The 13573-nt window shown below is 67.5% G+C and carries 11 protein-coding genes; 6 read left to right on the forward strand and 5 right to left on the reverse strand.

What is annotated here, in order from left to right; translation table 11 throughout:
• Nucleotides 1–284 precede the first annotated feature (284 nt).
• From DFS13_RS01215 to DFS13_RS01225, 3 genes are read left to right on the forward strand one after another with little or no spacing between them, the layout of a single operon-like run.
• Nucleotides 285–1568, forward strand: a complete 1284-nt coding sequence (locus DFS13_RS01215) for a c-type cytochrome (protein ID WP_111441307.1) — start codon at nucleotides 285–287, stop codon at nucleotides 1566–1568.
• Between the two features lie 15 nt (nucleotides 1569–1583).
• Nucleotides 1584–2117 (forward strand): sugar dehydrogenase complex small subunit, encoded by a 534-nt coding sequence (locus DFS13_RS01220; RefSeq protein ID WP_006489799.1) that lies wholly within the window; start codon nucleotides 1584–1586, stop codon nucleotides 2115–2117.
• Nucleotides 2118–2143: 26 nt separating this feature from the next.
• The gene (locus tag DFS13_RS01225; RefSeq protein ID WP_006489815.1) at nucleotides 2144–3745 is read left to right on the forward strand and encodes a GMC family oxidoreductase; all 1602 of its coding nucleotides are present in this window, start codon (nucleotides 2144–2146) and stop codon (nucleotides 3743–3745) included.
• A gap of 64 nt (nucleotides 3746–3809) precedes the next feature.
• Here the strand turns inward: DFS13_RS01225 and DFS13_RS01230 are convergent, their stop codons facing one another.
• Both DFS13_RS01230 and DFS13_RS01235 read right to left on the reverse strand, forming a co-directional pair.
• Nucleotides 3810–4748, reverse strand: coding sequence for an esterase family protein (locus DFS13_RS01230; RefSeq protein WP_006489813.1), 939 nt, complete (start codon nucleotides 4746–4748; stop codon nucleotides 3810–3812).
• Nucleotides 4749–4809: 61 nt separating this feature from the next.
• The gene (locus DFS13_RS01235; RefSeq protein ID WP_006489829.1) at nucleotides 4810–5907 is read right to left on the reverse strand and encodes an OpgC domain-containing protein; all 1098 of its coding nucleotides are present in this window, start codon (nucleotides 5905–5907) and stop codon (nucleotides 4810–4812) included.
• Nucleotides 5908–6287: 380 nt separating this feature from the next.
• Here DFS13_RS01235 and DFS13_RS01245 point away from each other — a divergent pair, with 380 nt between their 5' ends.
• The gene (locus tag DFS13_RS01245) at nucleotides 6288–7442 is read left to right on the forward strand and encodes a porin (RefSeq protein WP_006489833.1); all 1155 of its coding nucleotides are present in this window, start codon (nucleotides 6288–6290) and stop codon (nucleotides 7440–7442) included.
• 43 nt (nucleotides 7443–7485) lie between these two features.
• Here the strand turns inward: DFS13_RS01245 and DFS13_RS01250 are convergent, their stop codons facing one another.
• A complete protein-coding gene (locus tag DFS13_RS01250) occupies nucleotides 7486–8397 on the reverse strand; it encodes a LysR family transcriptional regulator (protein ID WP_111441308.1) in 912 nt (303 codons plus the stop codon).
• 141 nt (nucleotides 8398–8538) lie between these two features.
• On the opposite strand from DFS13_RS01250, the gene DFS13_RS01255 reads away from it, so the two are divergent.
• Together DFS13_RS01255 and DFS13_RS01260 are read left to right on the forward strand one after the other, a co-directional pair.
• The gene (locus DFS13_RS01255) at nucleotides 8539–9540 is read left to right on the forward strand and encodes an aldo/keto reductase (protein ID WP_048988024.1); all 1002 of its coding nucleotides are present in this window, start codon (nucleotides 8539–8541) and stop codon (nucleotides 9538–9540) included.
• 131 nt (nucleotides 9541–9671) lie between these two features.
• The gene (locus tag DFS13_RS01260; RefSeq protein ID WP_006496972.1) at nucleotides 9672–10412 is read left to right on the forward strand and encodes a sulfite exporter TauE/SafE family protein; all 741 of its coding nucleotides are present in this window, start codon (nucleotides 9672–9674) and stop codon (nucleotides 10410–10412) included.
• An 83-nt stretch (nucleotides 10413–10495) separates the two neighbouring features.
• Here DFS13_RS01260 and DFS13_RS01265 read toward each other — a convergent pair whose 3' ends face one another.
• Both DFS13_RS01265 and DFS13_RS01270 read right to left on the reverse strand, forming a co-directional pair.
• The gene (locus DFS13_RS01265) at nucleotides 10496–12658 is read right to left on the reverse strand and encodes a hypothetical protein (protein WP_111441309.1); all 2163 of its coding nucleotides are present in this window, start codon (nucleotides 12656–12658) and stop codon (nucleotides 10496–10498) included.
• Nucleotides 12659–13168: 510 nt separating this feature from the next.
• Complete coding sequence (locus tag DFS13_RS01270; RefSeq protein WP_111441310.1) at nucleotides 13169–13555, reverse strand: ester cyclase; 387 nt, start codon at nucleotides 13553–13555, stop codon at nucleotides 13169–13171.
• Nucleotides 13556–13573 lie beyond the last annotated feature (18 nt).

The raw sequence follows: 13573 nt of genomic DNA on the forward strand, positions 1-13573 counted from the left end.
GAGGCCGGCGATGACCGATGTCATCGCCACTTCGGCAATGTAGTCGAAATGCGCCGCCGCGCCGGTTCGCGCACGCTTGCAAAGCGCGATCGATCCTGCGGCGCTGGTCGAGCACTCGCTGATTATTACCCGAATGGCAAGTCTGTATCGATTTAGTGTATCGATACAGAAGATGATATAGTGCGGCCACGCCAAGCGGTCGGTGCCTTCGAATGAATAGAGGGCCGCATCGCAAAAGCGCCCGAAACCGCTTTTTCCACCGGATTCCTCCAGGAACGATTTCCATGCGTTTGCCCGGCCTTTCCGCCCTTGTCGTGCTTTTCCTCATCGCGACCTCCGCGTCGGCGGCCGGGCAGGCGGCCGATCGCGTCGCCGCGGGCAAGGCGCTGGCCGTCGCGGCCGACTGTGTCGCGTGCCATACGGTGCAGGGCGGTCAGCCGTTCGCGGGCGGTCTCGCGATGCCGCTGCCGATGGGCAACATCTACTCGACCAACATCACGCCGGACCGGCAAACGGGGATCGGCCGCTACTCGGAGCAGGACTTCGCGAACGTGCTGCGCAAGGGGCTGCGGCGCGACGGCGGCAACCTGTACCCGGCGATGCCGTACCCGTCGTACACGAAGTTCAGCGACGACGACATCGCGAACCTGTACGCGTATTTCATGCAGGGCGTCTCGCCGGTGCGTCAGCCGAATCGCGCGCCGGATTTCCCGTGGCCGCTGACCGTACGCTGGCCGCTGAAGATCTGGAACGCGCTGTATCTGCGCGAAGGCGCGTACGTGCCGAAACCCGGGCGGGACGCCGAGTGGAATCGCGGCGCCTACCTCGTGCAGGGCGCCGCGCACTGCGGCACCTGCCATACGCCGCGCGGGATCGGGATGCAGGAGCTGGCGTACGACGAAACCGGCGTCGGTTATCTCGCCGGCGCGCCGCTCGCCGGCTGGCAGGCGTTCAACATCACGCGCGATCGCGACGCGGGCATCGGCACGTGGACGACCGCGCAAATCGTCCAGTACCTGCGTACCGGCAACGTCCCGGGCAAGGCGCAGGCCGCGGGCCCGATGGCGGAGGCGGTCGAGCACAGCTTCAGCCGGATGAGCGCACGCGATCTGAACGCGATCGCCGTGTATCTGTCGACCGTGCCCGCCGCGAAGGGCGCCGATACCGCACCGCGTTCGACCCAGGGGCGTCCCGCCGACGACTACCTCGCGATCCGCGCCGCGGCCGCCGCGGGCGGGCAGACGCCGGCCGGTGCGTCGCTCTACCTCGATCATTGCGCGAGCTGCCACGGGATGACGGGCGCCGGCACGACGGACGGCTTCTTCCCGTCGCTGTTCGCCAATAGCGCGGTCGGCACCGCCACCGCGTCGAACCTGCTGCAGGTCGTCATGCACGGCGCGAGCGTGAACAACGGCGCCACGCACTATTTCATGCCGGCGTTCCAGACCGAACTCGACGATGACGAAGTGGTGACGCTGGTGAACTACCTGAGCGAACGATTCGGCAACGGCCGGGCCCGCGTGAGCGCGGCCGAGGTCGCGAAGATTCGCACGGCGCCCGCCCACTGACAGGAGAGGCACGCGATGAACGATTTCGATGTGAGCGGCGCACCGGATGCGCAGCGCCGCCGGCTCGTGAAGCTGTCGGCCGGTGCGGCGCTTGCCGCCGCGTTGCCGGCCGGCATGCTGATCGCGCGCGCGGCCACCGCGCCGCAGGCCGTGCCGCTGCGGGACTTTGCCGGAGTGGCCGCGTACCTGACGCGCCGCTCGGCGCTGCCGTCGCGCTACGTGCAGTCGGTCTACGACGGCCTCGTCGAGCAGGACCGCGAATTCCCCGCACGGCTGCGCGCGCTGGCCGTCGCGATCGGCACGGGCACGCAGCCGGTCGATACGTTCGTGCGCACGTTGGGCGTCGCCGCCCCCGAATTGCGCGCGACGGCGCTGGCCATCATCGAAGCCTTCTACACCGGCAGCGTCGGTCACGGCGGGCAGGCGCGCATGGTCGGCTACGAAACCGCGCTGATGTTCGAGCCGACCTCCGACGTCACGGTCATTCCAACCTACATCCGCGCGCGCCCCGAGTACTGGACCGCACGCCCGGCCACCGACGCCGGCTGAGCCGCCTTCGAACGAGGATCGAAATCATGAGCAGTTCCTATGACGCGGACGTCATCGTCATCGGCGCGGGCATCCTGGGCGGCGCCGTGGCGCAGTCGCTGACGCAGCAGCGCAAGTCCGTCATCGTGATCGAGGCGGGGCCGGACGTGAAGCGGGCCGAGCTCGTTCGCGCGTTCCGCAACTACGGCAACAAGTCGGACTACAACGGCCCGTATCCGGATCTGCCGTGGGCGCCGAAGTCGTCCACCGGCCGCTATTCGGATCGCTACATCGACAGTGTCGGCCCGGTGTTGCAGAAGCCGTCGTTCCTGCGGCTCGTCGGCGGTACGACGTGGCACTGGGGTGGCGCGACGTGGCGCATGCTGCCGAACGATTTCCGGCTGCACAGCCTGTACGGGCAGGGGCGCGACTGGCCGATCGGTTATGACGAGCTCGAGCCGTGGTACCAGCTCGCGGAAGAACAGATCGGCGTGTCGGGCTCGGACACCGACGACCAGAGCGGGCAGGGCGGCGCGCCGTTCCCGCCGCGCTCGAAGCCTTACCCGATGCGTCAGCAGCCATGGTCGTACCTGACGCAGCAGGTCGCGGAAAAGGTCGCGACGATCGGTCATCGTTTCGTCGACGAGCCCAACGCGCGCGCGACGCGGCCCTACGAGGGCCGGCCGACCTGCGCCGGCAACAACAACTGCGCGCCGATCTGCCCGATCGGCGCGCAATTCTCCGGCGATCGTCCGGTGCTGCGCGCCGTCGCGCAGGGCGCGCGGCTGCTGACGAATGCGGTCGTCTACAAGATCGAGCGCGGCGAGAATCGCAAGATCGCCGCGATCCACTACATGACGCCGGATGGCAACAGCACGCGCCTGACCGCGCGGACCTTCGTGCTCGCGGCGCACGGTGTCGAGATTCCGAAGCTGCTGCTGATGTCGGATGTCGCGAACACGTCGGGCCAGGTGGGCCGCAACATGATGGGACACACCGGCCGCGCGATTGCGATGCTCGCGCGCGAACCGTTGTGGGCCGGGCGTGGTCCGACGCAGCAAGGCAGCATCAACACGCGGCGCGACGGCGCGTTTCGTCGCGAACACGGCGCGATCCGGCATTTTCTCGACAACACGGTGCCGAACGAGATCGTCACGCGGCGGCTGATCGCGCAAGGTGTCGTCGGCGACGCGCTCGATGCACGGATTCGCCACGACGCGGCGCGCTATCTGAAGATCGCGAGCTACGTCGAGATCCTGCCCGACCCGCGCAACCGCGTGACGCTCGGCGATCGCAAGGATGCGCTCGGGCTGCCGACGCCGCGCACCGACTACGACGTGTACGACTATTCGTTGCGTGCGGCGTCGCAAGTGCTCGACGATTACCGCGATTTCCAGCAGGTGTTCGGTGCGACGGAGATCGTGAACGACATCCATGCGTGGGTGCCGAGTTCTCACATCATGGGCACGACGATCATGGGCAACGATCCGGCCGATTCGGTCGTCGACCGCGATTGCCGGACGCACGATCATCCGAACCTGTTCATCGCGAGCACGGCGGTGCACCCGAGTTCGTCGGTGGTCAATCCGACGCTGACCGGGTATGCGCTGGCGCTCAGGATGGCGAAGACGATTGGGGCGGAGGTGTGACGCACGCGGGGCGGCCGGCATCGCGCACGTGCTGGCGCCGTGCCCGGGCGCGTTCAGCCCCGTTTTACTTCACACACTCCAACGCATACCTCAACCCCTGCCCGAGCAACCCGCGCCACACGTCCCACGTATGCCCGCCGTCGACGATGCGCAGTTCGGCCGGATTCTGCGCGCGGCGCAAATGCGTATACAGCACGCTCGACTCCGCCTGGATCGTCAGGTCGTCGTCGCCGGCCGCGATGAACATCGGCACGCGCCAGCTGCGCGCGAAATAGCCGCGCAGCAGCGCCGGGTAGTTCAACTCGTGCCACACGCGTGAATCGAACTGCCGATCGCCGAACACGCCGACGTAGCGCGCGGCGGAATTGAGCGGCGGCTCGTTCGCATAGATCGCGGGGCTCAGCAGCATCGCGCCGCAGAACAGCCCCGGTTCGAGCAGCGAGAAGCGCAGCGCGCCGAAGCCGCCCATCGACACGCCGCCGATCGCGCGGCCCGCGCGCTGGTTCGACACCGCGAAGTGCGCTTCGACTTCCGGCAGCAGGTCGTTGAGGAACGCGCTTTGCATCTTCTCCTTGCGGTCGACGTACCAGTCGGTGCCGCCCTGCGGCATCACGATCACGACGGGCGGGATGTCGTGGCGCTCGATCAGCGTGTCGGCGGTGGCCTGCAGCCGGCCCTGCGTGACCCAGTCGTTCGCGTTGCCCGCGTTGCCGTGCAGCAGGTACATCACCGGGTAGCGCGCGCCTTCCGGGTTGTAGCCGGGCGGCAGGTAGACCGTGTACGACCAGTCGCGCTTCAGCGACGCCGAGCGGAACGTGCGCAGCACGACGCTGCTGCCCGGATTGACGGACGGCTCCTGCGCGGTCGATGGGGTCGTCGCGGTCTGGACGGCCGGCGGCTGCGCGGGCGATGCCGCGGGCGCCGGTGCCGGCGGCGTGGCATGGGCGGTGGCGATCGCGCCGGCGATCAGGGCGAGGGCGAACGGAAGGGCGAGTCGGCGCATGGCGAATCGTTTCAGGAGAGGCGCCGGCTATCGTAGCAGCGGCGCATGACGGCGCGGCGCGTCATGGCCGCGAACGGAACGGCAGCCGCGCGACGAGCGGACCGTAGAGCTTGGCGACGAGATACAGCAGCCCCATCGCGACGGCGTCGGCGGTCAGGCCGAGCGGCACGTCGAGATAGCCTTCGGTCGCCTGGTAGAGCAGCGAATCGACCGCGAGCGAGATGCCGGTGCCCGCGACGAAGCACAGCAGCCCCTGCCGGCCGATCGTGCCGATCCACGGCATCGCGTGCGCGACCTTCTTCATCCAGCCGAGGTGCACGAGCTTGGCGGCGAGCCACGCGATCGCGAGGAAGTTCACGAGCCGCAGCGCGCCGAGGTTCTGCTTGATCGACGGATCGGTCGGGAACGGCTCGATGCGCAGCCGGTAGTACGCGCCGGCCGCGACGATCGCGAGCGACGCGGCCGTCAGCAGCCAGCCCTGCGGCCGGGGCGCGAGCGTCTGGTAGACCGGCTGGCAGCGCGCGATCACGCCGAGCACGAACAGGAACTGCCACGCGAACGGGTTGAAGTCCCACGGCGCGCCTTCGACGGTCGGCAAGAAGCGCGCGACGTGCGGCGCCGCGTACCACAGCGATCCGCTGAACGCGAGCATCAGCCACGGCTGCGTGCGGGCGAGCGGCAGCGCGAGCGGGACGAGCAGCGCGAAGAACGCGTACATCGGCAGCACCGACGCGAGGTACGGCTGGCGGCGGAACAGCAGGATGTCGCGCAGCGCGGCGAGCGGCTTGTGCAGCAGCCCGTCGAGATCGTTGGTCGGCATGTTCGGGCCGTCGATCGCGAACGCATTCAGCGCGGCGGTAATCAGCAGCATCAGGCCGGCCGTCACGAGGAACGCGCGGTAGATCTCGAACGCCCGCCGGATGAAGCGCTGCCGTGCGGCGGCCTCGTCGTGCCGCTCGGCGAGCGAGTTGTACGCAATGGCGGTCGCGAAGCCGCCGAGAAACACGAACACCTCGGCCGCGTCGCACAGCGCGTACGCGTGCAACGTGACGCGCGACAGGATGCTGCCGCCGATGTGGTCGACGACGATGACGAGCAGCACGAGGCCGCGGAAGAAATCGAGCTCGGCGTAGCGGCCGGCCCGGGCCGGCGCGGTCATCGGAGCGCCTTCCGGCGCGGGCCGCGTGCACGGCCGGCACGCGCCGCGCATGAATCGGGGTGAAGCATGACTTCGTGAAGAAATGGCGAACGGATGCGCATTGTGCCATCGAAGCGACGCCTGCCGGGTTTACGCGGATGGCGGTCCGGCCTGCCGCTGCCGATAAGCCCGGTCAGGCTGTCCGCGCAACGGTGCAGTTGGGCGAGCGCAACGCTTTGCATGCGACGACCCGCACCCGATGGACGGACGGTTTCCGACGTGACACCATTTTGTCCTCACGCGGCCGCACACCGCGTCGTCCGCCCTGCGGGCCACACATACAACAGACCAACATTCGCCGGGCGCTCGGCCTGCCCGGCCCTCGGCTCCGGAGATCCGTCATGAAGAAGCACGTCATTTTTGCCGCCGCGCTCGCTGCCTTCGCCGCGCCGGCCTTTGCCGAGACCAGCGTGACGCTGTACGGCCTGATCGACGAAGGCTTCAATTACACGAACAACGTCAACGTCAATGGGGTCGGAAAGACGAATTACCAGCTCGCGAGCGGGTATGCGCAGGGCAGCCGGTGGGGCCTGAAGGGCAGCGAGGATCTCGGCGGCGGGCTGAAGGCGATCTTCACGCTGGAAAACGGGTTCGACGTGAACAACGGCCGGCTCGGCCAGGGCGGCCGCATGTTCGGCCGTCAGGCGTTCGTCGGGCTGTCCGAATCGCGCTTCGGTACGCTGACGTTCGGCCGCCAGTACGATTCCGTCGTCGACTATCTCGCACCGCTGACCGCGAACGGCAACTGGGGCGGCACGCTGTTCTCGCACCCGTTCGACAACGACAACACGGACAACTCGTTCCGCGTCAACAACACGGTCAAGTACGCGAGCGCCGACTGGAACGGCCTGACGTTCGGCGGCACGTACAGCTTCAGCAACAGCACGGGCTTCTCGAACAACCGCCAGTACAGCATCGGCGCGCAGTATTCGCTGGCCGGGCTGCAGGTCGCGGCCGCGTACCTGCAGGCGAACAACCCGGGCATCGGCAGCGCGGGCGCGATCGCGGCCGACGACGCGAACTTCGTCGCCGACCGGCTGCGCATCTTCGGCGGCGGCGTCAACTACACGTTCGGCCCGGCCACGGTCGGCTTCGTCTACACGAAGACCGACGTGAAGAACCCGGTATCGACGGTTTACCTGCCGGCGTCGACGTTCGCCGGCCTCGGGCTGACCGCGACGAAGTTCCAGAATTTCGAGGTCAACGGCAAGTACCAGCTCACGCCCGATTTCTATCTCGGCGCGCAGTACGTGTACACGGACGGCAAGTACGATGCGGCGGCCGGCTCGTTCAAGCCGAAGTACCACACGGTCGGCCTGATGGCCGACTACAGCCTGTCGAAGCGCACCGACGTGTACCTGCAGGGTGCTTGGCAGAAGGTGGCCGGCGACAAGACGGGCACGGCGGCCGACGGCGGCTATGTCGTCGGGACGGATGGCCCGTCGGCATCGGCGAACCAGTTCTCGGTGCGCGCCGCGATCCGTCACAAATTCTGACCGGGTGTCGTGCCGGGGCGCACGGCTCCCGGCACGACCGTCGTCAGTCCGCCCGGCGCAGGCCGCTGAGCGTTTCCGCGAGCCAGTCGACGAAGATCCGCACGCGCGGAGCGAGATGCCGGCCGGTCGGAAACACCACCGATACGGGCAGCGGCCCGGCACGCCATTCCGGCAGCACCTCGACCAGCGAGCCGTCGGCGAGCAGCGGCGCGAGCCCGTCGCGCGGCGCCTGGATCAGCCCGAGGCCCGCGAGGCAGCACGCGAGATACGCTTGCGAACTGTTGACCGACACGACGCTGTGCATCTTCACCGTATGCATCTCGCCTGAATCCATGTCCGCATATTCCCAGTCCAGCTCGCGGCCCGTGCGGCTCGAGAAATAGCCGACCGCGACGTGGTCCGGCAGATCGTCCGGCGAGCGCGGCGTGCCGTGGCGCGCGAGATAGGCGGGCGACGCGCAATTGATCTGGGCCATCTCGCCGACGCGCCGCGCGACGAGCGACGTGTCGGACAGCGCGCCGACCCGCACCGCGCAGTCGATGCCGTCCGCGACGAGATCGACGAAGCGGTCGGTCGTGCTGATCGCGACGCGCAGGTCGGGGTAGCGCGCGTGGAAATCCGGCAGCGCCGGAATCACCTGGTTCAGCGCGAACCGTTCGGGCAGGTCGACGCGGATCACGCCGCGCGGCGACGCGCCGGCATCCTCGAACAGCGTTTCGGCGTCGTCGAGATCGGCCAGCAACCGCACGCAGCGTTCGTAGTAGGTCGCGCCCTCGGCGGTCAGCGCGACGCGTCGCGTCGTGCGTTGCAGCAGCCGGATCTTCAGGTGTTTTTCCAGATACTGGACGGCGTTGCTGACCGTCGGGCGCGGCAACTGGAGCTGCTCGGCCGCCTTCGTGAAGCTGCCGAGATGGGCGACGCGCGCGAAGATGCGCATTGCTTGCAGATGATCCATGCGGGCGAGAACCTTGGCGGGAGGAAACCAGGCTCCATTGTTAATCAGCGTCGAATGGTTTGGTGGAGCGTTTCGCGTTTATCGCGCGGCGTCGCGCGTCCAGAATCCGTTTCATCCACTCACCATTTGAAGGAAACGGACATGGACAGGCGTCAACTGGGCCGCACGGGCCCGCAGGTATCGGCGATCGCACTCGGCTGCATGGGGATGTCGGATTTCTACGGGCCGGCCGACCGCGACGAAAGCATCGCGACGCTGCACGCGGCGCTCGACCACGGGATCACGATGCTCGATACCGGCGACTTCTACGGCATGGGCGACAACGAGATGCTGATTCGCGACGCGCTGCGCGGCCGCACGCGCGACCAGGTGCGGATCAGCGTGAAATTCGGCGCATTGCGCGATCCGGCCGGCGGGTTTGCCGGCTACGACGCGCGGCCCGCGGCAATCCGGAACTTCGTCGCGTACTCGCTGAAGCGGCTCGGCACCGACTACCTCGACATCTATCGCCCGGCCCGCGTCGATCCGGCGGTGCCGATCGAGGAAACGGTCGGCGCGATCGCCGATCTCGTGAAGGCCGGCTACGTGCGCCATATCGGGCTGTCGGAAGCCGGCGCGGACACGATCCGCCGCGCGGCGGCCGTCGCGCCGATTGCCGACCTGCAGATCGAATACTCGTTGTTGTCGCGCGGGATCGAGGCCGAGATCCTGCCCGTATGCCGCGAGCTCGGCATTGGCGTGACGGCCTACGGCGTGCTGTCGCGCGGGCTGCTGGGCGGCCGCTGGACCGCGGCGCGGCAGGGCGAGCGCGACTTCCGCGCGGCGAGCCCGCGTTTCCAGGGCGAAAACCTCGCGCACAACCTCGCGCTCGTCGACGCGCTACGCGCGATCGCCGACGAGAAAGGCAGCAATCCGGCGCAGGTCGCGATCGCGTGGGCGCTGTCGCGCGGAACCGACATCGTGCCGCTGGTCGGCGCCCGCAAGCGCACGCAACTGCAGGACGGTTTGCTGGCGACTGAATTGCAACTAACGGTCAATGATCTCATCCGCATCGAAGCGGCGGTTCCCGCCGGGGCGGCTGCCGGCGAGCGTTATCCGGCCGCTCAGATGGCCCACCTCGACAGCGAGCAGGGCCGCGGGTGATCCACGGGGTCGAATCGCCGGGCTGGGGGGCCCGGCGGGCGGGCCCGAGCCAGCCTCAGGCAAAACCAGATGGCGGGCGGCATGGCGGGCAGGCACCATCGGCGCCGTACTCGACGGACGGAATGCCTGCCATGCAAATTCATACGCTGACGATCATCGTACTGGTCTTCCTGCTGGCCGGCGCGGTGAAGGGCATGATCGGGCTCGGGCTGCCGACGATCGCGATGGGGCTGCTGACGCTCGCGATGCCGCCGTCGGCCGCGGCGAGCCTGCTGCTCGTGCCGTCGTTTATCACCAACGTGTGGCAGTTGTGGCTCGGTCCGTCGTTCGGCGCGCTGCTGCGCCGGCTGTGGCCGCTGCTCGCGGGCCTGACGGTCGGCACGCTGACGGGCGGGTTGCCGGCGCTCGCGGCCGGCAGCACGTGGACGCACGCGGCGCTCGGCGTGGTGCTGGTGCTTTACGGGCTGTGGGGGCTGGCGGCCGCGCGGCTGCCTGCGCCGGGGCGCCACGAAAAATGGCTGTCGGCCGTGGTCGGCTACCTGACGGGCGTCGTGACGGCCGCGACCGGCGTGTTCGTCGTACCGGCGGTGCCGTACCTGCAGGCGCTGCGGTTGTCGAAGGACGATCTGATCCAGGCGCTCGGGCTGTCGTTTACCGCGTCGACGATCGTGCTCGGCCTGCAATTGCGCGTGACGGGCGCACTGCAGACGGTCGATCTCGGCGTGTCGGCGCTCGCGCTCGTGCCCGCGCTGGCGGGGATGGCCGGCGGGCAATATGCGCGGCGCGTGATGAGCGAGAAGACGTTCAAGCGCTGCTTCTTCGTCGGGCTGATCGCGCTCGGCGCGTATATGGCGGGGTCGGGGTGGTGGTGAGCGCGCGCCCGGATGCTGAATGATCCCGAAGCCGGTTTCGGCAACCGGCTTCGGGAACGGTCACGGGATGGTGCTTGCCCCGCTCACGCCGGATCGGCGTACTTCAGCGTCCATCCGACCGTGCGGGTCGCGCCTGCGCCGAGTGCGAACGGCTTCGTCGTGCACGCGAAGTTCGAATGCAGTTGCCCGATCGGCGTCGTCGACAACGGATTCGTCGCGCCGTTCACCGTGTCGAAGGCGGACAGCGCGCAGGTGTCGAACCCGGATGCCGCATAGCCGGTCGCGGCGCTGTTCGCGTACGTCACCGACACGCCGTCGCCATTGGCCTGCGTCGACGCGAAATCCGCGAACGACGTGAAATCCGTCTCGACCGCGAGGTTGCCCGCGAGCGTGCCCGAGCTCAGCGTATCGCTGCGCGAGACCGAGCCGTGCGCGAAGGTCAGCACCGTGTGCACCTGCAGGTCGAGATCCGTCGTGTACGCGGCGTTCTTCGACGCGAGCCGGAACTTCGTCGTATCGAACGACACGATCACCTGGCCGTTGCTTTCCTGCACGTTCAGGTTCCTGTAGTACGTGACCGGAATGTAGGTCTTCGCGTTGTACGCCACCTGCGGCACCAGCAGCGCATAGCCGAGGTCGGTCGTGCCGTAGATCAGCTTGTCGGAGAACGGCACCGGGTAATACGGCGTGTACGAGTTGTAGTCGGGCGCCTGGCTGAGATTCAGGTTGATCACGCGACGGCCGTCGCGCACTGTGAGCAGCGCGGCGCTGTACGGATGCGCGGCATCGCCCGGCTGGTTGTACCAGGTGAGCGTGTAGCGCGGCAGCGCGTCGAGCCACGCGCGGTAGTCGGCATCGGCCATCGGCGCCTGGCCGCCGAAGCCGAGCTTGTTCCACCACGCGTTCACGTACAGGTACTGGTGCAACAGGCTGAAGTTCTCGCCCATCACGCGCGGCTTGCCGCGATACGTGTCGGTGCCGCGACCCTTGACCCACATGTTCACCGACGGCGTCGGCAGCGACGGGTCGTACCAGTACGTGTCGAAACGATGCGCGGCCTGGTAGATGAATGCGTACGCAACCTGTTTCTCCCGGTCGGTCAGCACGCCGGCATTGGCCGCGGCCGTCAGCACCTCCATGAACGCGGAATCGCCGTACGGGCCGATCGAGCGGCCGTAGTTGAAGCCCTGGCCGGCGGGGTTCAGCTGCGGCAGGATCAGGTCGACCGATTTGCGCAGATAGCCCTTCAGCTCCGGCGTGAGGTTCGCTTCGTTGCCCATCTCGAACGTGCGCTCGACCACTTCGCCGATCAGCAGCGTGCTGTAGCGGTCGAAGCGCGCCTGGTCGTAGTAGGTCGTGTGCGTGTTCGATGCTTCGTCGGAGAACCCGCCCGACGAGTCGTTGCGAATGTGGTTCGTCAGCGTGTACAGCAGTGCGTCGCGCGCGTTCATCGTCGCGACCGCCGGGTCGGTCTTCGATGCGAACGACGGGCTGCTCCAGCCGAGCTTCTGGCGCAGCCCGGCAATGCCGTAGGACACCGCATAGTAGTTCTGCGCGGTGTTGAGCGACGCGATGTCGATCGGCGTGCCGGCGGCCGGGCACGTGCTGGTCTTGCCGCTTGCATCGGGGCCGAACATGTCGCAGAAGGTGAGCCGCTGCTGCAGCGTCGCGAGCATCGCGTCGCTGAAGACTTCGTTGAGCATCCCGTGCGCCTTCAGGTTGTTCAGCGCGACGAGGTAGTAGTACTCGCCCCACGACGTGTTCGCATACGTGTAGTTGCCGCCCGACTGCGCCATCATCGCGGTCGTGATCGCCTGGTACGTCGCGAGGTAGCTTGCGTATTGCGGGTCGTTCTTCGACTTCATGTCGATCAGGATGTACGACAGGCCGAGCGCGAGCTTGCCGGGCAGGAATTTGTCGCCGGTATTCGTGTCGAGCACGTGGACGGGCGTGCCGTCGCCGAGATCCATCACGACCTGCGTGAAATCGGGCGATTTCCGGATCAGGTCGAACAGCGCGCGCATCTGGCCCATCATCGTGACCGGGATGTTCGTGCCGGCCGGCACGCTGGTGTCGGGCGCGCCGTAGACGAGCGCCTGCAGCGAGTTCGCCGCGAGCGCGGGCGTGCTGGACGAAGGAGGTGGCTGCGGCGTATCGGTCACGTCGTTGCCGCCGCAGGCGCTGACGAACACGACGGAAAGGGCGCCGAGCGCGGCGCCGAGCGTGAATCTGCTGCGCGGATGCATGGTGTCTCCAGTTTTGAATAGTGGTGAAGGCCGGGCACATGTAGCCGATGCGGCGCACGATGCCCGTACCCGGCCTCCGCCTTGCAACCCTGATCCCTGAAGACGGACGGCCTGAATCACAAATCGAGCGCGCGAGCGTTCCCCCTGCGCGGGCCGTCACCGGCGTCGCGCTCCAGTAATGGAAAACGTTTTCCAAATTTAGGCATCGATCGACGCGATGTCAATGAACTTTCACATCGGATGCGCCGGTAGAAACCCGAATGGCGGGAGGGAGTGGTGCGGAGGGTAGATCGGAATTACGCGAAAATATCGGGGATTTTTCTTCGTGTATGGGCTGTCATTGCACGCGCGAAGGGCTTTGAAGCGGCGGGCGAGCGCATCGGATGGAGGCGGGTCTCCGACGCCTTCTGAAAGAAAACGTTATCCATAAGAATCGAAGTACGTTCGACCTGCCACGGCGGGCTGTCAGCCACCGCCCGCCGTGCGCGCCGACCCGCCGTTTCGACCGCGCTACAGCTGCTGCTCGATCGCCGCCTTGTCGATCACCGACCACACCTGGCGGATCTTGCCTTCGTGAAATTCGTAGAACACGTTCTCGGCGAACGTGACCTTGCGGCCGTCGATGGCGAGCCCCATGAACGTTCCCGTCGGCGTACACGCGAAGCGAAGGCGGCACGCGACGTGCGGCGGCTCGCACGCGAGCAGCCGGATGTCGAAGCGGAGATCGGGAATGTCGCGGAAGTCCTGTTCCAGCATCGCGCGGTAACCGGCGAGGCCGAGCGGCCGGTCGTTGTGGATCACGTCGTCGGACACGTACTCGCCGAGCGACGGCCAGTCCTGCCGGTTCAGGCAGTCGATATACGCGCGATAGCGGGTGGCGAGATCGGTGTCGGTCATGGTCATGTCTCCGTCAGT

The sequence above is a fragment of the Burkholderia sp. 28_3 genome (assembly GCF_003253915.1).
GTDB classification, from domain to species: Bacteria; Pseudomonadota; Gammaproteobacteria; order Burkholderiales; family Burkholderiaceae; genus Burkholderia; species Burkholderia cenocepacia.